The sequence below is a fragment of the Roseobacter sp. AzwK-3b genome, from assembly GCF_000170875.1.
In the GTDB taxonomy this organism is placed as follows: domain Bacteria; phylum Pseudomonadota; class Alphaproteobacteria; order Rhodobacterales; family Rhodobacteraceae; genus Roseovarius; species Roseovarius litoreus.
Window position 1 is genome coordinate 614,457 of sequence record NZ_ABCR01000001.1, and the last position, 21,117, is coordinate 635,573.

At 62.9% G+C, this 21,117-nt stretch carries 21 protein-coding genes; 12 read left to right on the plus strand and 9 right to left on the minus strand.

Going from position 1 to position 21,117, the window contains the following annotated elements; all coding sequences use genetic code 11:
• Positions 1 to 54: 54 nt before the first annotated feature.
• The 10 genes from RAZWK3B_RS02790 to RAZWK3B_RS02835 all read left to right on the plus strand — a co-directional run bounded on the left by RAZWK3B_RS02790 (position 55) and on the right by RAZWK3B_RS02835 (position 9,988).
• Positions 55 to 1,248: an acylneuraminate cytidylyltransferase gene (locus RAZWK3B_RS02790; protein ID WP_007811982.1), complete on the plus strand. Its 1,194-nt coding sequence runs from the start codon at positions 55 to 57 to the stop codon at positions 1,246 to 1,248.
• A complete protein-coding gene (locus tag RAZWK3B_RS02795; RefSeq protein WP_007811984.1) occupies positions 1,245 to 2,045 on the plus strand; it encodes a hypothetical protein in 801 nt (266 codons plus the stop codon). Before RAZWK3B_RS02790 ends, RAZWK3B_RS02795 begins: the two co-directional genes overlap by 4 nt.
• Positions 2,042 to 3,130 carry an AGE family epimerase/isomerase gene (locus tag RAZWK3B_RS02800; protein WP_007811986.1) on the plus strand — a complete coding sequence of 363 codons (1,089 nt, stop codon included), beginning with the start codon at positions 2,042 to 2,044 and terminating at the stop codon, positions 3,128 to 3,130. The genes RAZWK3B_RS02795 and RAZWK3B_RS02800 overlap by 4 nt, the downstream gene beginning before the upstream one ends.
• 70 nt (positions 3,131 to 3,200) lie before the next feature.
• A complete protein-coding gene (mtgA, locus tag RAZWK3B_RS02805; RefSeq protein WP_007811988.1) occupies positions 3,201 to 3,923 on the plus strand; it encodes a monofunctional biosynthetic peptidoglycan transglycosylase in 723 nt (240 codons plus the stop codon).
• A 61-nt stretch (positions 3,924 to 3,984) separates the two neighbouring features.
• A complete protein-coding gene (gene fzlA / locus RAZWK3B_RS02810; protein ID WP_007811990.1) occupies positions 3,985 to 4,650 on the plus strand; it encodes an FtsZ-binding protein FzlA in 666 nt (221 codons plus the stop codon).
• A 63-nt stretch (positions 4,651 to 4,713) separates the two neighbouring features.
• Positions 4,714 to 5,763 carry a tRNA epoxyqueuosine(34) reductase QueG gene (queG, locus tag RAZWK3B_RS02815; protein WP_007811991.1) on the plus strand — a complete coding sequence of 350 codons (1,050 nt, stop codon included), beginning with the start codon at positions 4,714 to 4,716 and terminating at the stop codon, positions 5,761 to 5,763.
• 48 nt (positions 5,764 to 5,811) lie between these two features.
• On the plus strand, positions 5,812 to 7,812 hold the full coding sequence (locus RAZWK3B_RS02820) for a hydantoinase/oxoprolinase N-terminal domain-containing protein (RefSeq protein ID WP_007811993.1): 2,001 nt from the start codon (positions 5,812 to 5,814) through the stop codon (positions 7,810 to 7,812).
• 157 nt (positions 7,813 to 7,969) lie between these two features.
• On the plus strand, positions 7,970 to 8,419 hold the full coding sequence (gene msrB, locus RAZWK3B_RS02825; RefSeq protein WP_007811995.1) for a peptide-methionine (R)-S-oxide reductase MsrB: 450 nt from the start codon (positions 7,970 to 7,972) through the stop codon (positions 8,417 to 8,419).
• Positions 8,416 to 8,928, plus strand: a complete 513-nt coding sequence (msrA, locus tag RAZWK3B_RS02830) for a peptide-methionine (S)-S-oxide reductase MsrA (protein WP_007811997.1) — start codon at positions 8,416 to 8,418, stop codon at positions 8,926 to 8,928. The genes msrB and msrA overlap by 4 nt, the downstream gene beginning before the upstream one ends.
• 136 nt (positions 8,929 to 9,064) lie before the next feature.
• Positions 9,065 to 9,988 (plus strand): DMT family transporter, encoded by a 924-nt coding sequence (locus RAZWK3B_RS02835; RefSeq protein ID WP_007811999.1) that lies wholly within the window; start codon positions 9,065 to 9,067, stop codon positions 9,986 to 9,988.
• A 7-nt stretch (positions 9,989 to 9,995) separates the two neighbouring features.
• Here the strand turns inward: RAZWK3B_RS02835 and RAZWK3B_RS02840 are convergent, their stop codons facing one another.
• The 5 genes from RAZWK3B_RS02840 to RAZWK3B_RS02860 are packed head-to-tail and all read right to left on the minus strand — an operon-like array spanning position 9,996 to position 15,294.
• Positions 9,996 to 11,321, minus strand: coding sequence for an NAD(P)/FAD-dependent oxidoreductase (locus RAZWK3B_RS02840; RefSeq protein ID WP_007812001.1), 1,326 nt, complete (start codon positions 11,319 to 11,321; stop codon positions 9,996 to 9,998).
• Complete coding sequence (locus RAZWK3B_RS02845) at positions 11,318 to 12,133, minus strand: ABC transporter permease (protein WP_007812004.1); 816 nt, start codon at positions 12,131 to 12,133, stop codon at positions 11,318 to 11,320. Before RAZWK3B_RS02845 ends, RAZWK3B_RS02840 begins: the two co-directional genes overlap by 4 nt.
• On the minus strand, positions 12,130 to 13,020 hold the full coding sequence (locus RAZWK3B_RS02850; RefSeq protein WP_007812006.1) for an ABC transporter permease subunit: 891 nt from the start codon (positions 13,018 to 13,020) through the stop codon (positions 12,130 to 12,132). Before RAZWK3B_RS02850 ends, RAZWK3B_RS02845 begins: the two co-directional genes overlap by 4 nt.
• Positions 13,021 to 13,023: 3 nt before the next feature.
• A complete protein-coding gene (locus RAZWK3B_RS02855; protein ID WP_007812008.1) occupies positions 13,024 to 14,148 on the minus strand; it encodes an ABC transporter ATP-binding protein in 1,125 nt (374 codons plus the stop codon).
• A gap of 60 nt (positions 14,149 to 14,208) precedes the next feature.
• Positions 14,209 to 15,294, minus strand: coding sequence for a polyamine ABC transporter substrate-binding protein (locus tag RAZWK3B_RS02860; protein WP_007812010.1), 1,086 nt, complete (start codon positions 15,292 to 15,294; stop codon positions 14,209 to 14,211).
• Between the two features lie 147 nt (positions 15,295 to 15,441).
• Here RAZWK3B_RS02860 and RAZWK3B_RS02865 point away from each other — a divergent pair, with 147 nt between their 5' ends.
• Together RAZWK3B_RS02865 and RAZWK3B_RS02870 are read left to right on the plus strand one after the other, a co-directional pair.
• Positions 15,442 to 16,137: a GntR family transcriptional regulator gene (locus RAZWK3B_RS02865; RefSeq protein ID WP_007812011.1), complete on the plus strand. Its 696-nt coding sequence runs from the start codon at positions 15,442 to 15,444 to the stop codon at positions 16,135 to 16,137.
• Between the two features lie 93 nt (positions 16,138 to 16,230).
• Positions 16,231 to 17,628 carry an aspartate aminotransferase family protein gene (locus tag RAZWK3B_RS02870; RefSeq protein ID WP_007812012.1) on the plus strand — a complete coding sequence of 466 codons (1,398 nt, stop codon included), beginning with the start codon at positions 16,231 to 16,233 and terminating at the stop codon, positions 17,626 to 17,628.
• A 55-nt stretch (positions 17,629 to 17,683) separates the two neighbouring features.
• Here RAZWK3B_RS02870 and rfbA read toward each other — a convergent pair whose 3' ends face one another.
• From rfbA to rfbC, 4 genes are read right to left on the minus strand one after another with little or no spacing between them, the layout of a single operon-like run.
• On the minus strand, positions 17,684 to 18,556 hold the full coding sequence (gene rfbA / locus RAZWK3B_RS02875; protein ID WP_007812014.1) for a glucose-1-phosphate thymidylyltransferase RfbA: 873 nt from the start codon (positions 18,554 to 18,556) through the stop codon (positions 17,684 to 17,686).
• Positions 18,553 to 19,410, minus strand: coding sequence for a dTDP-4-dehydrorhamnose reductase (rfbD, locus tag RAZWK3B_RS02880; protein WP_007812016.1), 858 nt, complete (start codon positions 19,408 to 19,410; stop codon positions 18,553 to 18,555). Before rfbD ends, rfbA begins: the two co-directional genes overlap by 4 nt.
• Positions 19,407 to 20,447 (minus strand): dTDP-glucose 4,6-dehydratase, encoded by a 1,041-nt coding sequence (gene rfbB, locus RAZWK3B_RS02885; RefSeq protein WP_007812018.1) that lies wholly within the window; start codon positions 20,445 to 20,447, stop codon positions 19,407 to 19,409. Before rfbB ends, rfbD begins: the two co-directional genes overlap by 4 nt.
• The gene (gene rfbC / locus RAZWK3B_RS02890) at positions 20,444 to 21,010 is read right to left on the minus strand and encodes a dTDP-4-dehydrorhamnose 3,5-epimerase (RefSeq protein WP_007812020.1); all 567 of its coding nucleotides are present in this window, start codon (positions 21,008 to 21,010) and stop codon (positions 20,444 to 20,446) included. Before rfbC ends, rfbB begins: the two co-directional genes overlap by 4 nt.
• Positions 21,011 to 21,117 lie beyond the last annotated feature (107 nt).

Consider the following 21,117-nt stretch of genomic DNA (forward strand, 5'->3'; position numbering starts at 1 on the left):
CCGTGTTTGTAAATCGGCAAGGCCGCGCCGGGGTAGTCGGTGATGAAATCAGCCATGTCTCATTCGGAATGTCAGACCACGGCCTGCGTGATCCTTGCCAGGGGCGGCTCAAAGGGTGTTCCGGGCAAGAACCTGCGGCATGTGGGCGGGGTGTCCCTGGTGGCGCGCGCGGTGCGGGCGGCGTGCATGGCAAGGCAGGTTGGCCGCGTCTATGTATCGACCGACGATGCCGCCATCGCGACCGAGGCGCGGCTTTACGGGGCGCGGATCATCGACCGGCCCGCCGCGTTGGCCAGTGACACCGCCAGTTCCGAATCCGGCTGGCTGCACGCGCTGCCGCACCTGCGGCGGGACATGCCCGATCTGTCCCGGCTGGTGTTCTTGCAATGCACATCGCCCTTCACCACTGGCGCCGATATCGACGACTGTCTCAAATCCATGGAGGACAAGGGTGCCGATTGCGCCCTGTCGGTGATCGCGGATCATTCCTTCTTGTGGTCGCAGGACGCGGATGGATGGGGGCAAGGGGTGAACCATGCCCCCGCCGATCCGCGCCGGCGCCGGCAGGATCTGCCGCCGGCGTTTCGCGAAAGCGGAGCGATCTATTGCGTGAAGGCCGATGCGTTCGAGGCGGCGGGTCAACGGTTTTGCGGCAAGGTTGCGCTGTGCCCCGTGGATCATCCCCCGATCGAGATCGACAGTGAACGCGATCTGCAGGTATGCGCGCTTATGCTGCAGCAGATGGGGCGTGTCGGGGTCGATCCCGCAAGGCTGCGTGGCCTGCGCGCCGTGGTGATGGATTTCGACGGGGTTCATACCGACAACCGGGTTCAGGTGGATGAGACCGGCCAGGAAACGGTGCGCAGCTCGCGCTATGACGGGTTGGGCCTGTCGATGATGCGCGATGCGGGGCATTGGCGCATGTTGATCCTGTCGAAAGAACGTAATCCGGTCGTCGCCCGACGGGCCGAAAAGCTGACCATTCCCGCGTTGCATGGCATCGACGACAAGCTCGTTGCGCTGGATGCCTGGTTGAGCGTCGAAGGGCTGACCCGGCAAGAGGTGCTCTATGTCGGCAATGACGTGAACGACAAGGCGGTGATGCAGGCGGTGGGCCTCTCGGCTTGCCCCTGCGACAGCCACCCTGAGATCATGGCGATTTCGGACTGGATCCTGCCCTTCCCGGGTGGTGCGGGCGCCTTGCGCGCGATGGCCGACGCGCTTTTGGCGCATATGGGTCGGCAATGACAGGGCGGACCGCCGTGGTCGCCGGAAACGGGCCGTCCGTCGCTCGCATCGATATGGGGCGCGTTCTGACCAGTGATACGATCCTGCGCACCAACAACTTCTTTTTCGAGCCGATGCACTATCTTGGCCGGCGGGTGGATCTGGCGGTCATGGCGGGCGATCCGCGGGTCGCACCTTTCGTATTCGCGACCCTTTGGCAATGCCGGGTGGATTACGATCTGCAGGGTTGGACAAGCCATAACCCTTTGGTCACCCGGGCGGGACAACGCCGATTTTCGTCCCTGTATCGCAGGGTCGGCTTTCGCAGTCACGATATTGCGCGGCGGCTCGGGGTGCTGATCGCGCAGCATGATCGTAAGCCGATGACCGGCACCTATGCGGTTCTGATGGCGCATGCTCTGGGGTTCGAGCGGATCATTCTGGCGGGTTTCGACATGTATGGCGGCACCCGGCGCTATCCCTATCAGCCGGGACCGCGCTGCAGGGCGCTTCTGGGGCAGGATCTGGGGCATCGGGGTCTTGACGGGCGGCTGCATGATCCGCTGCTGGATCGCAGGATCCTCGAAATGTTGATGGAGCGGGGCGATGTCGATCTGATGCGGGCGAGCGATGATACCGGGCTTGACGATCTTCTGCCTTTGGCTCCGATCCGTGAGGGGCAGGCGGTGATCGCCACGCCGCGCCAGCCTCCCACCGATTGGGTCGCGCGCAGCGGCCTTTACCATATCGACATGCTCAGGATGATGCGCCGGATGCGACGCTGGCAACGCAGTATGCGGTGGGGAAAACCGGCATGATCGCGCTGCGCAAGACGGTCCATGATCCGCGGCTTTGGCTGGAAACCCAAGTCTATCCCCTGTGGTCGGGCGCGGCGATCGACCCGGCAACCGGGGTCAGTTGGGAGGCGTTGGATCACGCGGGACGCCCGCTGCGCGATATTGACCGCCGCTTGCGGGTTCAGGCGCGGCAGGCCTATTGCTTTGCCTCGGCCGGGCGCGCGGATCTGCTGGATCTGGGTGAACGCCAGTTCCGTTTCGCGATGGATCACGGCTTTGATCCCGGCAGCGGCAATCTGGTGGCGCTTTTCGACCGTCGGCTTGGGATCCTGTCCGCGCCGCATGATCTCTACGATCTGGCGTTCATGCTGCTGGCGGCATCTGCGCTGCTGCAGCATGGGCGTTTGCGCAGCGATGACCTGCCGAGGCTCGAGGCGGGACTGGCCCGGCTGAAGGCGCCGCGTGGCTGGCATGAAAACGCGGCACAGTCCCTGCCGCGCCGTCAGAACCCGCATATGCATCTCTTTGAGGCTGCGACCGAGCTTTACCGGGTCACGCGCGCGCCCCGGCATCTTGCGATTGCCGATGAATGCCTTGGCCTGTTGCGCGATGTCTTTTTGCAGCCTGATGGCCGGCTTCTGGAATATCATGAGGGTGATTTTTCCCCGATGCCACGGTCCCGGCAATCGGTCGAGCCGGGGCATATGGCCGAATGGGTGTATCTTCTGCACCGCTACGAGCGGGTGACGGGGCGGTGCGCCGGGATCAGCCTCGTGCGCCTGTTCAGGGCGGTCCGGGCCCGAAAACTCCCGTCGGGATTTCTGCCCGATACCAGCCAACCGCTTGCCCGCAGCCGCCGATTGTGGCCGCAACTGGAGTATCTGCGCGCGGCCATGGTGATGTATTGGCGTGGCCATGACCTTTCCCCCGGTGACAGCCCCTCGGCGATCATGGAGCGCATCTGGCTCGACTATCTGACAACGGATGTTCCGGGCGGCTGGTTCGATCAGCGCGACACGCAGGGCGCGCTGCGCTCGCGCCTGATGCCGGCCTCGAGCCTTTATCATGTGCAACTTGCGATCCGCGCCTATTGCGACGGCGAATGACAGGACGCGCGATCCATGTCACCGGCCTTTGGCTTTACCCCGGGGGTCGGTCCTGTCTATAGCTTGAAGGATGGCAAAAAGCAGCTCGACCAGGACAACGCGCAAATCCGCGCCCGGCACGCGCCCGGTGCGATGGTTGCGGCGTTGGACCATCAGACTGGGCGTTTTGGCCGTGCTGATCGTGCTGGGCACAGTGGCCGCCCATCGCGTGATCGATCCGCCGCGCACCTTCTACATGGGTCAGGAAGCCCGGCGTCTTGGCGGGATCGACCACCTTTGGGTGCCGCTCGAGGCGGTGGCGCCCGTTATGGCGCGCTCGGTCGTGGCCGCAGAAGACGCCAATTACTGCCTGCATTGGGGCTTTGACATGATGGCGATCCGCACCGCGATCGAGGATGGCGGCGCGCGCGGGGCATCCACCCTCAGCCAGCAGGTCGTCAAGAACGTCTATCTGTGGCACGGGCGAAGCTGGCCACGCAAGGCGTTGGAAGCGGCGATCACGCCGGTTGTCGAAATGCTGTGGCCCAAGCGCCGGATCGTCGAGGTCTATCTCAACGTGGCCGAGTTCGATGAGGGGGTGTTCGGGGTTGCGGCAGCGGCCCGGCATTATTTCGGCGTGCCGCCTTCTGATCTGACTCCGGTTCAGGCGGCGCGGCTCGCTGCGGTTCTGCCCGATCCCAAAGGGCGTTCGGCGTCGAACCCAGGCGAGTGGCTGCGCAAACGGTCCGCCGCGATCCTGGACGGGGCGGCAACGATCGACCGGGATGGGCGCGCGGATTGTTTCGAGGATTGAAAATCCGGGCCATTCGCGGCATGGAGGGGTGAGTTGCTGCCTGACAAGGTTCTATTTCGACATGGCCAAACTTTATCACGTTCCGCTTTCCCCTTTTTGTCGCAAGGTCCGTCTGAGCCTTGCGGAAAAGAAGATCGAGTGCGAATTGATCGAAGAGCGCTATTGGGAGAAGGACCCTGATTTCCTGCGCCGCAACCCCGCCGGAAAGGTGCCGGTTCTGAAGATCGACGGCATGACCATGGCCGAAAGCGCGGCGATCTGTGAATATCTTGAAGAACGATACCCCGATCCCGTCCTGATGCCGAAAAGCCCCGAGGCCCGATACGAGGTGCGTCGGCTTATCAGCTGGTTCGACGACAAGTTCCATTCCGAGGTCACGTCGAAACTGGTCTATGAACGGGTGAACAAGAAGGTGATGGGGCTAGGCTTTCCCGATAGCAGCAACGTGAAAGCGGGCGCCAAGGCGATCAAGTATCATCTGGATTACATGACATGGCTGCTGGACCGGCGGCGCTGGCTGGCGGGGGATGCGATGACGCTGGCGGATTTCGCGGCCGCGGCGCATTTCAGCGCGCTGGATTATATCAGCGATGTGGATTGGACCCGGAGCGAGACGGTCAAGGACTGGTACGCCAAGATCAAGTCGCGCCCGGCATTTCGCGGGATCCTGGCGGATCAGGTGCCCGGCTTCCCGCCGCCTGCGCATTATGCTGATCTTGATTTCTGAAGAGGGGGGCTTTGCCCCCCGGCCTGCGGCCTCCCCCCAGGATATTTCCGGCCAGAAGAAACCATGCCGGGTTTGAAAGACAGGCTGGTGGCGCGCGCCCTGGAGGAAGGGTTCGATCTGGCGCGGCTCTGTCGGCCTTGGGATGTGGGGCATGTGCCGGAGCGGCTGAAGGCGTTTCTGGACAAGGGGTATCATGGCCAGATGGGCTGGCTGGCCGAGCGCGCGGCGTGGCGCGGCGATCCGTCGGCCTTGTGGCCGGACGCCCGCACGATCGTGATGCTGGGCGAAAGCTATACGCCCGAGGACGATCCGCTGGCGTGTCTGGGCCAAGGGGATGTGGCAACCGTCTCGGTCTATGCAAGAAACCGCGATTATCACGATCTGGTCAAGAAGAGGCTCAAGCGGCTGGCGCGCTGGCTGATCGCCGAGGCGGGCGGTGAGGTGAAGGTGTTCGTGGACACAGCACCCGTGCCGGAAAAGGCGCTTGGCCAGGCGGCGGGGCTTGGCTGGCAGGGCAAGCATACCAACCTTGTCAGCCGGGATCTGGGCAGTTGGTTTTTCATCGGATCGATCTTTACCACCTTGGATCTCGAGCCTGATCCAGCCGAAATCGACCATTGCGGCTCGTGCCGCGCCTGTCTGGACATCTGTCCGACGGATGCGTTTCCCGCACCTTACCAATTGGACGCGAGGCGCTGTATTTCCTATCTGACGATCGAACATAAAGGGCCGGTGGACCTTGGGTTGCGGGGGTTGATGGGCAACCGCATCTATGGCTGCGACGATTGTCTGGCGGTTTGTCCATGGAACAAGTTCGCGCGAGAGGCGCGTGAGGTCAGGTATCATGCGCGCGACGATCTGAAGGCGCCTAAGCTGGCGGAGCTGGCCGTTTTGGATGATGCGGCGTTTTGCGCAAGGTTTTCCGGCAGTCCGATCAAGCGCATCGGGCGCGACAGGTTCGTGCGCAATGTGCTTTATGCGATCGGCAATTCCGGGATGCCCGGGCTCAGGCCTGTGGCGCAAAGCCTGTGCGAGGATGCCGACCCGACGGTTGCCGATGCGGCGCGATGGGCGGTGCTGCGACTGGATGGTGACGCAAACGGGATGGCATGACCCCGAAAACCCGCTAAACCGGCGGCAGGCAGGCGAGGGAACGGATGCATGGCGTTGCTGTTGGGTGTCGATACCGGGGGAACCTATACCGATGCGGTGCTGATCCGCGACGAACGGGATGTTGTGGCCAAGGCCAAGGCCTTGACGACGCGGCAGGATCTGGCGATCGGCATCGGCCGGGCGATCCGCGATGTGCTGCAGCAGAGCGGCGAGGCGGCTGCGGGGATCGGGCTTGCCTCCTTGTCGACGACGCTGGCCACCAATGCCCTGGTCGAAGGTCAGGGCGGGCGCGCCGGGCTGATCTATATCGGGTTCCGCGCGACCGATCTGGAAGGGCACGGATTGGACAAAGCATTGGCAGGCGATCCGGCGCTGGTGCTGGCCGGGGGGCACAGCCATGCCGGATCCGAGGCGATGCCTCTGGATGAAGCGGCGCTTTACGCGTGGTTGGAGACTGTGCGCGATGTGTCTGCCTTTGCCGTGGCGGCCCAGTTCGCCACCCGGAACCCGGCCCATGAGCTGCGCGCCGCCGAGATCGTGCGCCGCGTCACGGGCAAGCCGGTGTCGTGTTCGCATCATCTGTCGGCCAAGTTGAACGGGCCGAAACGGGCGCTGACCGCGCTGTTGAATGCGCGACTGATCGGGATGATCGCGGGCTTGATCGACCGGGCCGAAGGCACGTTGCGCGATCTGGGCATTGCGGCGCCCTTGATGGTGGTGCGTGGCGATGGCGCGCTGATTTCGGCCGATCAGGCCCGAGAGCGTCCGATCGAGACGATCCTGAGCGGGCCTGCCGCCAGTATCGTGGGGGCGCGCTGGCTGACCGGGGCCGATCATGCGCTGGTGTCCGATATCGGGGGCACGACCACCGATGTGGCCGTGCTGCGCGGGGGCAAGCCGATGATCGATCCGGCGGGCGCGCAGGTGGGCCCGTGGCGCACCATGGTCGAGGCCGTGGCGATGCGCACAACCGGCTTGGGCGGTGACAGCGAAGTGCATGTGGAAGATGAAGGCTTGCAAGGCGGCATCCGGCTTGGACCGCAGCGGCTGATTCCGGTCAGCTTGATGGCGTTCGAAGCGCCCGGTCCGGTGCATGACGCGCTGGACGAACAGCTGCGCCGCGCGGTGCCGGGTGAGCATGACGCGCGGTTCGTCCGTGCTGTCACCGGCATTGATGCCAGCGGCCTGTCCGAGCGCGAAGAAACGCTTCTGAGCCGGATCGGTGACACAGTGCACCCGCTCGGCGCAGTGCTCAGAACCCGGCTGGAAGGGCAGGCGCTGCGCCGTCTGGTGGCGCGGGGGTTGGTGCAGGTGGCCGGGGTCACGCCATCGGACGCCAGCCATGTGCTCGGTCGCCTGACCGAATGGGACGCAAATGCCGCGACCAAGGCGTTGCAGCTTTTGGGCCGCAAGCGGACCGGCAGCGGCACCATGCTTTGTCCCGATCCGGTTGCCTTCGCGCAATTGATCGTGGATCAGCTGACCCATCAGACCAGTCTGGCCTTGTTGGAGACCGCTTTTGCCGAGGAAGAGACGCCATTTGACCTAGCCCCCGATCTTTTGGCCCGGCATGTGCTGATGCAGCGCGGTCTGGCCGGTCATAAGGGCTTGGTGCGGCTGGAGACCGGGCTGAACGTGCCGGTTGTGGGCTTGGGGGCCTCGGCGCCCAGCTATTATCCCGATGTGGGCAAGCGTCTTGGCTGTCCGATGATCCTGCCGGATCATGCTGATGTGGCCAATGCCATCGGCGCTGTCGTGGGCCGGGTCACGATCCGGCGCAGCGGGACCGTCACCTCGCCCGCCGAGGGCAAGTTCCGGGTTCATCTTGACACCGGACCGCAGGATCACACCGAGGCCGAGGCCGCGATGACCGCCTTGCAGACGGCACTTGAACAAGAGGCGCGCAAGCAGGCGGATGCGGCGGGTGCCGAGGATATTCATGTGCAGGCCAGCCGCGCGCTTCGCACGGCGCAAGCCGAAGGGCGCGAGGTGTTTCTGGAGGCCGAGATCACCGTCGAGGCGACAGGGCGGCCCAGGGTCGCTGCGTGAGGATGTCGCGGGTGCACCGCTGCTCAAATCTTGGTCACTTGAGCGGGATCGTGCGCGGTCTTGCCGCCGGATCGGGTTGCTTGCAAAGATTTGATTTTGAAAACCCGCCAGCCGCACCCATGTAATACCCGAGCGCCAAACAACCGGAGACCGACGCATGAGCCGATACCGAAAGGATCCCGACGCCATCGCTTCCCTTGACCCCGAGCAATTCTGGGTCACGCAGGAAAATGGCACCGAACGTCCCGGCACCGGCAAGTATCTCTCCAACAAGGAGCCGGGGCTCTATGTCGATATCGTGTCGGGCGAACCGCTGTTCGCCTCGGCTGACAAATACGAGTCGGGCTGCGGATGGCCCAGCTTTACCAAGCCGATCGCGCCTGCGCATGTGACCGAACTGCGTGATGTGAGCCACGGTATGGTGCGTACCGAAGTGCGCAGCACGCATGGCGACAGTCATCTGGGCCATGTCTTTCCGGATGGGCCGCGCGACCGCGGTGGCTTGCGGTATTGCATCAATTCGGCGAGCCTCAGGTTCATCCACCGCGATGACATGGAGGCTGAGGGCTATGGCGATTATCTGGATCAAGTGGAGGACGTGACATGACGGAACGCGCTGTACTGGCGGGGGGCTGCTTTTGGGGAATGCAGGATCTCATCCGCAAACTGGATGGGGTGATCAGCACCCGTGTCGGCTATACTGGTGGGGATGTGCCCAATGCGACCTATCGCAACCATGGCACCCATGCCGAAGGGATCGAGATCATCTTCGACCCGGCCCGCATCACCTATCGCCACCTGCTGGAGTTCTTCTTCCAGATCCACGATCCGACCACGCCGAACCGGCAGGGCAACGATCTGGGGATGAGCTATCGCTCGGCGATCTACTATGTGAACGACGCCCAGAAAGACGAGGCGCTGCGCACCATCGCCGATGTCGAGGCGTCGCGCAACTGGCCCGGCAAGGTGGTCACCGAAGTGGAGCCGGTCGGCGATTTCTGGGAGGCCGAGCCGGAACATCAGGATTATCTTCAGCGGTTCCCGAATGGCTATACCTGCCATTTCCCGCGCCCCGACTGGATCATTTCCCGCACCAAGCCCCGGAAATCCGCCTGATCCCGGGGCCGTTTCGGGCTTGATCAGAGCCTGATATGCAACGAGCGAAACCCGGCCTTTCGCCTTTGTGCGATCCCCGGGAATTGACCTTGGCTGCGCCGCCGCCCATGGATAAGGGGGAGAGGGAGGCGCGGCAATGAGTCCGTTCAAGGGCATCGCCCTGAAACTGTGTTCCGTGATGCTGTTCGTGGTGATGTCGGCCCTGATCAAGGCGGCATCGGATCACGTGCCGCCCGGGCAGGCCGTGTTCTTCCGGTCGTTTTTCGCGATACCCGTGATCCTCCTGTGGCTGGCGCTGCGCGGTGATCTGCGCACAGGGCTGCGCGTGCAGTCGCGCATGGGCCATTTCTGGCGCGGTGTGGTGGGCACAACCGCCATGGGCCTCATGTTCGCGGGGCTGGGCCTGTTGCCCCTGCCCGAAGTCACCGCCCTTGGCTATACCGCGCCGCTGCTGACGGTGGTATTCGCCGCAATGTTCCTCGATGAAAGGGTCGGCCTGTTCCGCATCAGCGCGGTGGCGCTTGGGCTGGTCGGGGTGCTGATCGTGCTCTCGCCGCGCCTGAACACCCTGACCGGCGAGACGGTCCAGACGCTCGAGGCCATTGGCGCGGTCGTGGTGCTGTTGGGCGCGGTCTGTGCTGCGCTGGCGCAGATCTATGTGCGCAAGATGGTGGCCACCGAACAAACCAGCGCGATCGTGTTCTACTTCTCGCTCACGTCGACGCTGTTATCGCTGCTGACAATCCCCTTCGGATGGGTCATTCCCGGCGCAACAGAGACTGTTTTCCTGATCCTCGCCGGGCTTCTGGGCGGCACGGCACAGATCTTCCTGACATCCTCGTACCGGTTTGCCGATGCCAGCGTCGTGGCGCCGTTCGACTATGCCTCGATGCTGTTCGCGCTGCTGATCGGCTATTTCGTCTTTGCCGAAGCGCCCACCGGCCCGATGCTGCTTGGCGCGGCGCTGGTGATCCTTGCCGGGATCATCATCATCCTGCGTGAAAGGCACCTTGGCATTCAGCGCGGCAAGGCGCGCGCCGCGCGCACACCACAGCTCTGACCCGGCCTCAGTCGCCCCTGACCGTCGCCACCGCATAGGCGGGCCATAGCCAGCCGCGCCGCAACCGTCCCATCGGAAAGCGCCGTGGCGGTTTGCGCATGATCGCGGGATAGGCATGGCCAGTCGCGCGTCCCTGAACCAGATCGGCAAGGATCGCCCCCGCATGGCTGGCCATCGCCACGCCATTGCCCTGATAGCTCAGCGCGGTGAACGCGCCCGGCATCTCGGGGATGGGGCCGGCATAAGGTGTCATGTCGCGTGACAGGCTCAGCAATCCGTTCCAGCTATGGGGCGTCTCGACATGCGCCCACGCGGGAAACATCCGCTCGAAATGGCTGCGAATCCGACGATGCATGGCGGCATCCGCCCGCGGCGAACTGAACAGCCCGCCGCGCATCCCGAACAGAAAGCGCCGATTGGGCATCAGCCGGAAGTAATGCAAAAAGAACCGCTCGTCATAGGCCATCTGATCGGTGAACCAGCCTTGCGCTGCGATCTCGTCCTCGGTCAGGGGGCGGGTCACCAGCACATTGGACTGCGCAGGCAGATACCTTGCCCGCATCCACCCCGGCACATCGTCGGATGAATAGCCGTTGGTCGCCACAATGAGCCGCTTGGCGCTGATCTGTGCGCCATCGGTCTGCAGGGTGAAGCCATCTGCCTGATCGATCCGCCGCACGGCCGAGCGGGCAAAGATCCGTGCCCCGGCCTGATGCGCGGTACGGGTCAGCCCTGTCGCATATTTCGCCGGGTTGAGACCAAAGCCCACAGGGATCGTCATGCCACAGTGAAACGGCCCTGACATGCCAAGCTGGGCCAACTGCTCATTGGGGATAAGCTCGGGGGTGATGCCAAGATCGCGTTCGACGCGCTCTGCCTTGGCCTCGAACCCAATCAGGGATTTCGGCGTGAAGCCCATCACTGTCTCGCCCCGCGAATGGCGCTCGACCTCCAGAGACAGCCGGTCGATCAGCCCCGCGACCGTCTCGACGGCTGCCAGTTCCGCGCGCCGCGCCTCTTGCCGTGCGCTTTCGCCATGCAGGCTGGCCATCACCCCATCCGGGGCGCCAAACCCGCCAAGGCAGCAAAACCCGCCATTGCGCCCCGATGCCCCCCAACCGGGGGTCTGCGCCTCGAGCAGCACCACATCTGCGCCCGCCTGCGCCAGGTGCAAGGCTGCTGACAATCCGGTGAACCCCGCGCCGATCACGGCCACATCGCAGCGCATTTGGCCGGATGCCTGCGGATACCCCGGATCAGAGACTGTTTCACCCCAATAACACCGCGCACGGGGTCCGTCGCCATAGGTATGTTTGGGGAATATCCGCATCATGTGCGTTCGGCGGCGCGCTCTTCGGCCTCTTGCCGCAGGGCCGACCGTTTCGTCACGATCGACGCCGCGATGACGCCCACCGACACCACCGCGATCAGCAGCGTGGACAGGGCGTTGATCTCGGGCGAGACGCCAAGCCGGATCGACGACCAGATCTTGATCGGCAGGGTGGTGGCCGATGGGCCAGCGGTGAACGACGCGATGACCAGATCATCCAGCGACAGGGTAAAGGCCAGAAGCCAGCCCGCCACCACCGCAGGCGCGATGATCGGCAGGGTCACCAGCCGGAACGCCTGCATGGGCGAACATCCCAGATCAAGCGCGGCTTCCTCCAGCGACCGATCGAACGTCACCAGCCGCGACGACACCACGACCGAAACATAGCACATCGAAAACGTCGTATGCGCGAGGATGATCGTGAACATCCCCCGATCCAGCCCGATCCCGATGAACAGCAGCAAGAGCGACAGGCCGGTGATTACCTCGGGCATCACCAGCGGCGCATAGATCATCCCCGAAAACAGGGTGCGCCCGGTAAACCGCCCCGCCCGGACGATCACATAGGCTCCCATCGTGCCCAGGATCGTGGCGATGGTGGAACTGACAAAGGCCACCTGTATCGTCACCCAAGCCGCATCCAGAAACGCCTCGTTGCGCAGCAATTCGCCATACCACTTGGTCGAGAACCCGGCCCAGACGGTCACCAGCTTGGAGTCGTTGAAGCTGTAGATCACCAAAAGGACCATCGGCAGATAGAGGAACGCAAAGCCAAAGGTCAGCGAGGTGGCGTTGAACCATGTCAGGCGTCTCATCCGTCAGCCTCGCGGTTTTTCTGTTCGTTGCGCTGGAACAGGATGATCGGAATGATCAGGATCAACAGCAGGATCACCGCGACGGCGCTGGCCACCGGCCAGTCCCGGTTGTTGAAGAATTCCTCCCACAAGACCTTGCCGATCATCAGCGTTTGCGATCCGCCCAGAAGCGACGGGATCACGAACTCGCCGATGGTGGGGATGAACACCAGGAAACACCCGGCGATGATCCCGTTCCGGCTTAGCGGAATGGTTACCAGCCAAAAGGCCGAAAGCCGCGAACAACCCAGATCCTCGGCCGCCTCCAGCAACGAGCCGTCCATGCGCTCAAGTGCTGCATAGATCGGCAGGATCATGAACGGCAGATAGGTATAGACGATCCCGATATAGACCGCGATCAGCGTGTTCAGGATGGTCAGCGGCTCGGATATCAGCCCGGTCCACAGCAGAAACTGGTTGAGATATCCCTCATTCGACAGAATCCCCATCCAGGAATAGACCCGGATCAGAAAGCTGGTCCAGAACGGCAGGATCACCAGAAGCATCAGCGTCGGGCGCCAGTGATCCGGCGCATTGGCCATGCCATAGGCGATGGGATAGCCCACCAGAAGCGTCAGCAGCGTGGCGATGGCCGCGATCTGCACCGAGGACAGATAGGCTTTCCAATAGAGATCATCCGTGGTCAGGAACCAGAAGTTCTCGAAATCCAGCGCGCCGAAGAACGCCTTGATCCCGGCCCAGCCCTCGGACAGGTCGAGCGTCGGCGTATAGGGCGGAATGGCCAGCGCGATATCGCTCAGACTGATCTTGAGCACGATGATGAACGGTACAAGAAACAGCGCCAGAAGCCACAGATACGGGACAAGGATCAGAACGGCGCGCCGCATCTCCTAATGCTCCAGAAGGACGGCGGCGGTATCGGTCCAACTGAGCCAGACCTCGTCCTCCCATGTGAAGGACCGGCGCGACAGGCGCCGCGTATTGGCCGTCTGCGCCTTGACGATCTGCCCGCTCGGCAGCGCCACGTGATAGGTCGAGATATTGCCCAGATAGGCGATGTCGATGATCTTGCCGCGCAGCGCATTACGCTTGCTTTCGGGCTTTTCGGCGGTGATCTCGACCTTTTCGGGCCGGATCGCCAGAAAGACGCGTTGCCCGTCGCTCAGTTGCGCATCTGACACGGCGTAAAGCGCGGGCAGCCCCTCGGTATGGCTGATCTCATAGCCGTCGCCGGATCTCCGGGCGGTGCCTTCGATGATCGTCACATCCCCGATGAAATCCGCCACATAGACCGAATTCGGCGATTCATAGATCCGCGCCGGTGTATCGGCCTGCACGATCTTGCCGTCATCCATCACCGCCACGCGGCTGGCCACGGTCATCGCCTCTTCCTGATCGTGAGTGACGATGACGAATGTGGTGCCGGTCTTTTCCTGAATATCCATCAACTCGAACTGTGTCGCCTGCCGCAGCTTGGCATCCAGCGCGCCAAGCGGTTCGTCCAGCAGCAGCAGTTTGGGCGCCTTGGCAAGGCTCCGGGCCAGCGCCACGCGCTGCCTTTGCCCACCGGAAATCTGGTGTGGCTTGCGCTTGGCGAATTTCTCCAGCCGGGTGAGCTTGAGCATGTCGCCCACCCGCGCCGCGATCTCGTCTTTTGGGCGCCCGTCGCGCCTCAGGCCAAAGGCGATATTCTCCCAGACCGACAGATGCGGGAACAGCGCATAGGACTGGAACATCATGTTCACCGCCCGCTTGTTGGGCGGGATCGGGGCCATGTCCTGACCCGCCAGAAGGATCGTGCCTTCGGTCGGTTTCTCGAACCCGGCCAGCATCCGCATCATCGTCGTCTTGCCACAGCCCGAAGGGCCGAGCAGGGCAAAGAACTCGCATTCGTAGATATCGAAGGTCTGGTTGTCGATGGCGGTAAAATCGCCGAACCGCTTGGTCACGCCCTTGAACTGGATCAGCGGCTTGGCGTCAGGATCGTTCCAGGGCTCGAATATCTTTTCCGGCATACCTGTCCCTCGGCTGAGAATGGCCCGCGCGACATCCCGCGCGGGCCGTCATGTCACAGGTCAGGTGCCAGACTTGATCTTGGTCCAAAGGCGCGTGACCGTCCGCTGAACATTGGCCGGATAAGGCGTGGTCGTGAACAGGTTGTTCAGCGTTTCCTCATCCGGATAGATCGCCGGATCGCCGATCACATCCTCGATCAGAAACTCCTGCGATGCCTTGTTGCCGTTGGCGTAATAGACATAGTTCGACGCCTTCGCCATGTTCTGCGCATCCATGATGAAGTTCAGGAACACATGCGCGCCCTCGGGGTTGGGGGCATCCACCGGAATGGCCATCTGGTCGAACCACATCTGCGCGCCCTCCTTGGGGGCGTTATAGATGATCTCGACGCCGTTATCGGCCTCGGCGGCGCGGTCGCGCGCCTGCAGGATATCCCCGGACCAGCCCACCGCGACACAGATATCGCCATTGGCCAGCGCGTTGATGTATTCCGAGCTGTGGAACTTCTGGATATGCGGGCGGATGCCCATATAAACCTCTTCGACCTTGGCGATCACATCGGGATCGTGGCTGTCGGGGTCTTCGCCGATGTAATTCAGCGCGGCGGGGATCATCTCGGCCGGCGCATCAAGGAAATGCACGCCGCATTCCGCCAGCTTTTCCATGTTCTCCGGCTCGAACACCAGCGCCCAGCTGTTCATCGGGGCATCTTCGCCCAGCAATTCGGTGACCTTGCCGACATTCACGCCAAGTCCCGTGGTGCCCCACATGTAGTTGATCGCATACTCATGGCCGGGGTCGTACTTGGCCGTGCGCTCCAGAACGACGCTCCACATGTTCTCCAGATTGGGCAGCTTGGACTTGTCCAGCTTCTGAAATGCGCCCGCCTGGATCTGCCGCTGCAGGAAGGTGCCCGACGGAACCACCACGTCATAGCCGGACCCGCCGGCCAGCATCTTGGTTTCCAGCACCTCGTTGCTGTCGAAAACGTCGTAGATCAGATCCAGCCCGGTCTCTTCCTCGAACTGCGCCAGCAAGTCTTCGTCGATATAGTCGGACCAGTTGTAGACCCGCACCTCCTGCGCCGTGGCGCTCATGGCTCCAAGGGCCAGCGCGGCGGTGGTGGTCAGAAACAGCTTTCGCATTGCGATCTCCCGTTGGTTCGGCATGTTGCTCTGCCGTGGCTGCGGATTTGATCAAAAATTTCCGCACATGGCAATATGGCAATGTTTTCACGCAGTCGCTAAACTCGCAAGGTGCTTGCTGATAAGCGCGGTGCGGAAAGGCGAAAGATGACCAAGGCTGCCCGAAAATTGGACACCTCCGTCCCTGAAAAGGGACGGCTGCCTGCGCATGAGGTGATTTACCGCCAGTTGCGCGACCTGGTTCTGTTCGGCGACCTCGCGCCGGGACAGCCCGTCACGATCCAGGGCCTGACCGACAGGCTCGGCGCCGGAATGACCCCGGTGCGCGAGGCGATTCGCCGTCTCATCAGCGAGGGGGCGCTGGAATTTCAGGGCAACAGACGGGTCTGCGTTCCGCTTCTGTCGGCGGATAATATCAGCGAACTTATCATTGCGCGCCAATGGCTTGACCCACATCTCAGCCTCCGGGCGACCGAACGGGCAACGCCCTGTGACCTCGATCAGCTTGCCGCCATGGATGCCGATCTCGACGAGGCGATTCGCCGGGGCGATCTGCGCGGCTATCTGGAACTGAATTACCGCTTTCACAAACGGCTCTACGAATTGGCCGACGCCCCGATTCTGGCCAACATGGCCGATGGTCTCTGGCTGCGGTTCGGGCCGTCTCTCAGGGTGGTTTGCGGGCGTCTCGGCACCCAGAATCTGCCGGATAAACACAAGGATTTGCTGGCCGCGATGCGGGCGCGCGACGCCGAATCCGCGGCGCGTGCGATCCGCGAGGATGTGATTCAGGGCATGGAACAGGTCCGCCAATCCTTCGAGACACCGACCCCGATCCGCTGATTCGATTGACACCGGATAATTTGATCATATTCTGGCGCCAAAAGGCGGTGGTCCGGGTCCGGGCTGCCGTGCCACTTCGCGAAAGGTCTTGTCATGACGCTGATTACAAATCACATGCCCACGGCGGAATTGCAGGCGCTCGATGCGGCCCATCACATGCACCCTTTCACCCATGGTCATGATCTCGAACGCAAGGGGGCGCGCGTCATCACCCGTGCCAGCGGCGTCACCCTGACCGACAGCGAAGGCAATGAGATCCTTGATGCCATGGCCGGGCTCTGGTGCGTCAATATCGGTTATGGCCGCCCCGAACTGGCCGAGGCTGCGGCCCGTCAGATGCGCGAACTGCCCTATTACAACACCTTCTTCCAGACCACCCATGTCCCCGCCATCGCTCTGGCCGACAAGCTGGCGGAACTGACGCCGTATGACCTCAATCACGTGTTTTACGCCGGATCAGGCTCTGAAGCGAACGACACCAATATCCGTCTGGTGCGCACCTATTGGGAACAGAAGGGCAAGCCCTCCAAGAAGGTCATCATCAGCCGCAAGAACGCCTATCACGGCTCGTCCGTCGGCAGCGCCAGCCTTGGCGGCATGTCCGCGATGCATGCGCAGGGCGGCCTGCCCATCCCCGATGTGCACCACATCAACCAGCCGCACTGGTATGCCGAAGGCGGGGACATGACGCCCGAGGAATTCGGCCTTGCCCGTGCCCGCGAACTCGAAGAGGCGATCCATCAGATCGGCGAGGACCGCGTCGCCGCCTTCATCGGCGAACCGGTGCAGGGCGCTGGCGGCGTCATCGTGCCGCCCTCGACCTATTGGCCCGAAATTCAGCGCATCTGCGACAAGTATGAAATCCTGCTCATCGCCGACGAGGTGATCTGCGGCTTTGGCCGGACCGGCCAGTGGTTCGCCTCCGAAAGCTATGGCATCCGCCCGCATATCATGACCATCGCCAAGGGGCTGAGCTCCGGCTACGCGCCGATCGGCGGCTCACTTGTCTGCGACGAGGTGGCCGAGGTGATGAACGAGTGCGATTTCGCCCATGGCTACACCTATTCCGGTCACCCGGTCTCTTGTGCCGTGGCGCTGGAAAACCTCCGCATCCTGCAAGAAGAGGGCATCGTCGAGCGCGCCGGTCGCGACACTGCCCCCTATCTCAAGGAAAAATGGGAAACGCTGGCCGATCACCCGCTGGTGGGCGAGGCGAAGATCGCGGGGCTCATGGGCTCCATCGCCTTGACGCCCCACAAGGCAAGCCGTGCCAAATTCGCCGCCGAGGCCGGCACCGCCGGGTTCATCTGCCGCGAGGAATGTTTCGCCAACAATCTGGTGATGCGCCATGTGGGCGACCGCATGGTGATCTCGCCGCCGCTCATCATCTCCAAGCCCGAGATCGACACCCTGATCGATCGCGCCAGCAGCGCCCTGGACAAGGCCTACAAGCGGATCAAGGACGAAGGACTTCTGGTCGCCGCCAGTTGACCACTCCTGACACGACCCCTGCCAAGACCCCTGGCAACCCCACCGAAAGGCCGCCTTATTTCAGGCGGCCTTTCAAGTATCGGCCGTAATCGTTCTTGGCGAACATCTCGGCCCGCTTCTCCAGATCCTCCCGGCTGATCCAGCCCATGTCATAGGCGATCTCGTCCAGACAGCCGGTCTGAAGCCCCTGCCGCATGGTCAGCGTGCGCACGAAATTGCCCGCGTCTAGCAGGCTTGCATGGGTGCCCGTGTCCAGCCACGCATAGCCGCGCCCCATCCGCTTCACCTCGAGCTTTCCGGCATGCAGATACATCTCGAGAAGCGTGGTGATCTCAAGCTCTCCGCGCTCCGACGGCTGCACCTCCCGCGCCAGCTTCGGCGCGTCGCCATCCAGGAAATACAGGCCCGTCACCGCATAATTCGACGGTGGCACCTCGGGCTTCTCGATGATCTGCTGCGCGCGCCCCTCGGCGTCAAAACTGACCACGCCATAGCGCTCTGGATCGGCCACGTGATAGCCGAACACCGTGCCGCCCACGGTCTGCCTGTCCGCTTCGGTCAGAAGCTGCGGCAGCCCATGCCCGAAAAAGATGTTGTCCCCCAGCACCATCGCCGACGGCGCCCCGTTCAGGAACGCATCCGCCAGGATATAGGCCTGCGCCAGCCCGTCGGGTGAGGGTTGCACGATATAGGTCAGCGACAGCCCCCACTGGCTGCCATCGCCCAGAACGCGCTGGAACTGCTCCTGATCGTGCGGCGTGGTGATCATCGCGATCTCGCGGATCCCCGCCAGCATCAGCACCGACAGCGGGTAATAGATCATCGGCTTGTCATAGATCGGCAAAAGCTGTTTCGAGACACCCATGGTGATCGGATAAAGCCGTGTGCCGGACCCCCCGGCCAGAATAATGCCTTTTCGCTGCGTCATGCGCCTGTAACTCCCAAGTCTTTCAAAACCGAACCCACACCCATCCGCCAGTCTGGCCGCGAAATGCCGAAAACAGTCTCTGTCAAAGCGCAATCCAGCCTCGAATTCAATGGACGCGCCGCAGGTGTCGGATAGTCTGCGGTCGGAATGCCACCCACCGCAACGCGGCGTCCCGCCATGGCAAAGATGGTTTCGGCAAACTCTTTCCAGCTCACATCAGGCGCGCCCGAGAAATGATAGATCCCGGTCTTGCCCGGATCGGCGCGCATCTGCTCGGCGATCGTCAGGCAGGCGGCAGCGATATCCGCCGCCGGCGTCGGCCCCCCGATCTGATCGTCCACGATGTTCAGCGCATCGCGGCTTTCCGACAGGCGCAACATCGTCTTGAGGAAATTCGCCCCATGCGCCGAGAACACCCATGACGTGCGCAGCACTGCGAATGCGCCCCCGGCCTGCGCAATCGCCTCTTCGCCCGCCAACTTGCTGCGCCCATAGGCGTTTTGCGGTGCAACAGGGTCTGTCGTGGCGCGCGGCGCCGTGCCTGCGCCGTCAAAGACATAATCGGTCGAGATATGGATCAGCGGGATACCATTCGCCGCACAGGCCCGCGCCATGGCCTCCGGCGCGTCCGCATTGACGACATGCGCCAGCGCCTCTTCCTCTTCCGCGCGGTCCACGGCGGTATAGGCGGCGGCGTTGATAACTGCCCAGGGCCGATGCGCCGTGATGGCCGCAGCACACGCCTCCGGCTGGCTCAGATCCGCCTCGGTCCGCCCCAGAAACACGGCATCTGGTGCGCGTGCGGCCAGTTCCGTCGCCACCTGTCCCGTCTTGCCGAAAACCAGAAGGCTCATCCCGTGCCCACCCGTGTGCCGACGCCGTCAATCTCCAGCAGCGGTTGCCACCAATCGGGGTTGTCCAGATACCATTGCACGGTCTTTTCCAGACCCTGTTCCACCGTCACCGACGGTCTCCACCCCAATTCTTCCATGATCCTGTCGGGATCGATCGCATAGCGCGCATCATGGCCGGGGCGATCTTCGACAAAGGCGATAAGATCGCGGTAGCTGCCGGTGCCGCGCGGGCGCTTGTCGTCAAGGATATCGCAGATCGCATGCACCAGATCGATGTTGCGCCGCTCGTTATGCCCGCCCACGTTATAGCTGCGTCCGGGCTCACCCTTTTCCACCGCCAGCAGCAGCGCATCGGCGTGATCGTCCACATAAAGCCAGTCGCGCACATTCAGCCCCTGACCATAGACCGGGATCGCGCGCTCGTGCAGCGCGTTCAGGATCACCTTGGGAATCAGCTTTTCAGGGAAATGGAACGCGCCGTAATTGTTCGAGCAATTGGTCAGCACCACGGGCAGCCCATAGGTATGGAACCACGCCCGCACAAGATGGTCCGACGACGCTTTCGAGGCGGAATAGGGACTGCGCGGATCATAGGGCGTCTCTTCGGTGAACAGCCCCGTCTCGCCAAGCGAGCCAAAGACCTCATCGGTCGAGATATGGTGAAACCGGAACTCCTCGGGTCGGCCCTCACCGATCCAATGGGTCCGCGCGGCCTCCAGCATGTTGTAGGTGCCGATGATGTTCGTTTCGATGAAATCGCCCGGCCCGTCGATCGACCGGTCGACATGCGATTCCGCCGCCAGATGCATCACCGCGTCGGGCTTGTGCTGTGCGAACACCCGGCCCAGTTCGGCGCGGTCACGGATATCGACCTGTTCGAACCGGTAGCGCGGATCATCTGCGACGCTCGCGACATTCTCCAGCCGCCCCGCATAGGTCAGCGCATCGAGGTTCACCACCTCATGGCCGCGCGCAATCGCCAGCCGCACCACCGCCGAGCCGATGAACCCGGCACCGCCTGTCACCAGTATCTTCATGCGGTCTCTCCGTAGATGAATGGGCTGTCGAACGCGGCAAAGGATTGCGCCTTGGCGTCCTTCTCGGACAGCACCGGCGCGCCATCAAGACCCCAGTCGATGCCAAGATCGGGATCGTCGAACCGCACCGCGCCATCACAATCCGGCGCATAGTAATCCGAGCATTTATAGATGATCTCGGTATCCGGCTCGCGGGTGACAAAGCCGTGCAGGAACCCCTTGGGCACCAGCAGTTGCAACCCGTTCTCGAAGCTCAGCTCGCACCCGACCCACTGGCCATAGGTGGGGCTTCCCTTGCGCGCATCCACCGCCACATCCAGAAACCGCCCGCGCCCGCAGCGCACCAGCTTGTCCTGCGCATGGGGCGGTGACTGAAAATGCAGCCCGCGCACCGTGCCCACCGCAGCCGAAACCGAGTGGTTGTCCTGTACGAAATCAATATCAATTCCAAGATCCAGAAATGTTTTCCGGTTCCAGCTTTCGGCAAAGAATCCCCGTTCATCACCGAACCGGCGCGGCTCCAACAGCAGCACGCCGGGCAGTTTGGTTTCCGTGACCTTCAAGATGCTGGCTCCCCTGTAAAAACGCCGCTTGGCTCCTTTACCAAGCGGCGCCCTTGATGTCACCGGCATTCGCGCGAACGCTCTGTTAACGCATGGCTCCTGCCATC

Coding starts and splice junctions, on each gene's coding strand:
- RAZWK3B_RS02790 (WP_007811982.1), top strand. CDS start 55: ATGTCTCATTCGGAATGTCAGACCACGGCCTGCGTGATCCTTGCCAGG.
- RAZWK3B_RS02795 (WP_007811984.1), top strand. CDS start 1,245: ATGACAGGGCGGACCGCCGTGGTCGCCGGAAACGGGCCGTCCGTCGCT.
- RAZWK3B_RS02800 (WP_007811986.1), top strand. CDS start 2,042: ATGATCGCGCTGCGCAAGACGGTCCATGATCCGCGGCTTTGGCTGGAA.
- mtgA (WP_007811988.1), top strand. CDS start 3,201: ATGGCAAAAAGCAGCTCGACCAGGACAACGCGCAAATCCGCGCCCGGC.
- fzlA (WP_007811990.1), top strand. CDS start 3,985: ATGGCCAAACTTTATCACGTTCCGCTTTCCCCTTTTTGTCGCAAGGTC.
- queG (WP_007811991.1), top strand. CDS start 4,714: ATGCCGGGTTTGAAAGACAGGCTGGTGGCGCGCGCCCTGGAGGAAGGG.
- RAZWK3B_RS02820 (WP_007811993.1), top strand. CDS start 5,812: ATGGCGTTGCTGTTGGGTGTCGATACCGGGGGAACCTATACCGATGCG.
- msrB (WP_007811995.1), top strand. CDS start 7,970: ATGAGCCGATACCGAAAGGATCCCGACGCCATCGCTTCCCTTGACCCC.
- msrA (WP_007811997.1), top strand. CDS start 8,416: ATGACGGAACGCGCTGTACTGGCGGGGGGCTGCTTTTGGGGAATGCAG.
- RAZWK3B_RS02835 (WP_007811999.1), top strand. CDS start 9,065: ATGAGTCCGTTCAAGGGCATCGCCCTGAAACTGTGTTCCGTGATGCTG.
- RAZWK3B_RS02840 (WP_007812001.1), bottom strand. CDS start 11,321: ATGATGCGGATATTCCCCAAACATACCTATGGCGACGGACCCCGTGCG.
- RAZWK3B_RS02845 (WP_007812004.1), bottom strand. CDS start 12,133: ATGAGACGCCTGACATGGTTCAACGCCACCTCGCTGACCTTTGGCTTT.
- RAZWK3B_RS02850 (WP_007812006.1), bottom strand. CDS start 13,020: ATGCGGCGCGCCGTTCTGATCCTTGTCCCGTATCTGTGGCTTCTGGCG.
- RAZWK3B_RS02855 (WP_007812008.1), bottom strand. CDS start 14,148: ATGCCGGAAAAGATATTCGAGCCCTGGAACGATCCTGACGCCAAGCCG.
- RAZWK3B_RS02860 (WP_007812010.1), bottom strand. CDS start 15,294: ATGCGAAAGCTGTTTCTGACCACCACCGCCGCGCTGGCCCTTGGAGCC.
- RAZWK3B_RS02865 (WP_007812011.1), top strand. CDS start 15,442: ATGACCAAGGCTGCCCGAAAATTGGACACCTCCGTCCCTGAAAAGGGA.
- RAZWK3B_RS02870 (WP_007812012.1), top strand. CDS start 16,231: ATGACGCTGATTACAAATCACATGCCCACGGCGGAATTGCAGGCGCTC.
- rfbA (WP_007812014.1), bottom strand. CDS start 18,556: ATGACGCAGCGAAAAGGCATTATTCTGGCCGGGGGGTCCGGCACACGG.
- rfbD (WP_007812016.1), bottom strand. CDS start 19,410: ATGAGCCTTCTGGTTTTCGGCAAGACGGGACAGGTGGCGACGGAACTG.
- rfbB (WP_007812018.1), bottom strand. CDS start 20,447: ATGAAGATACTGGTGACAGGCGGTGCCGGGTTCATCGGCTCGGCGGTG.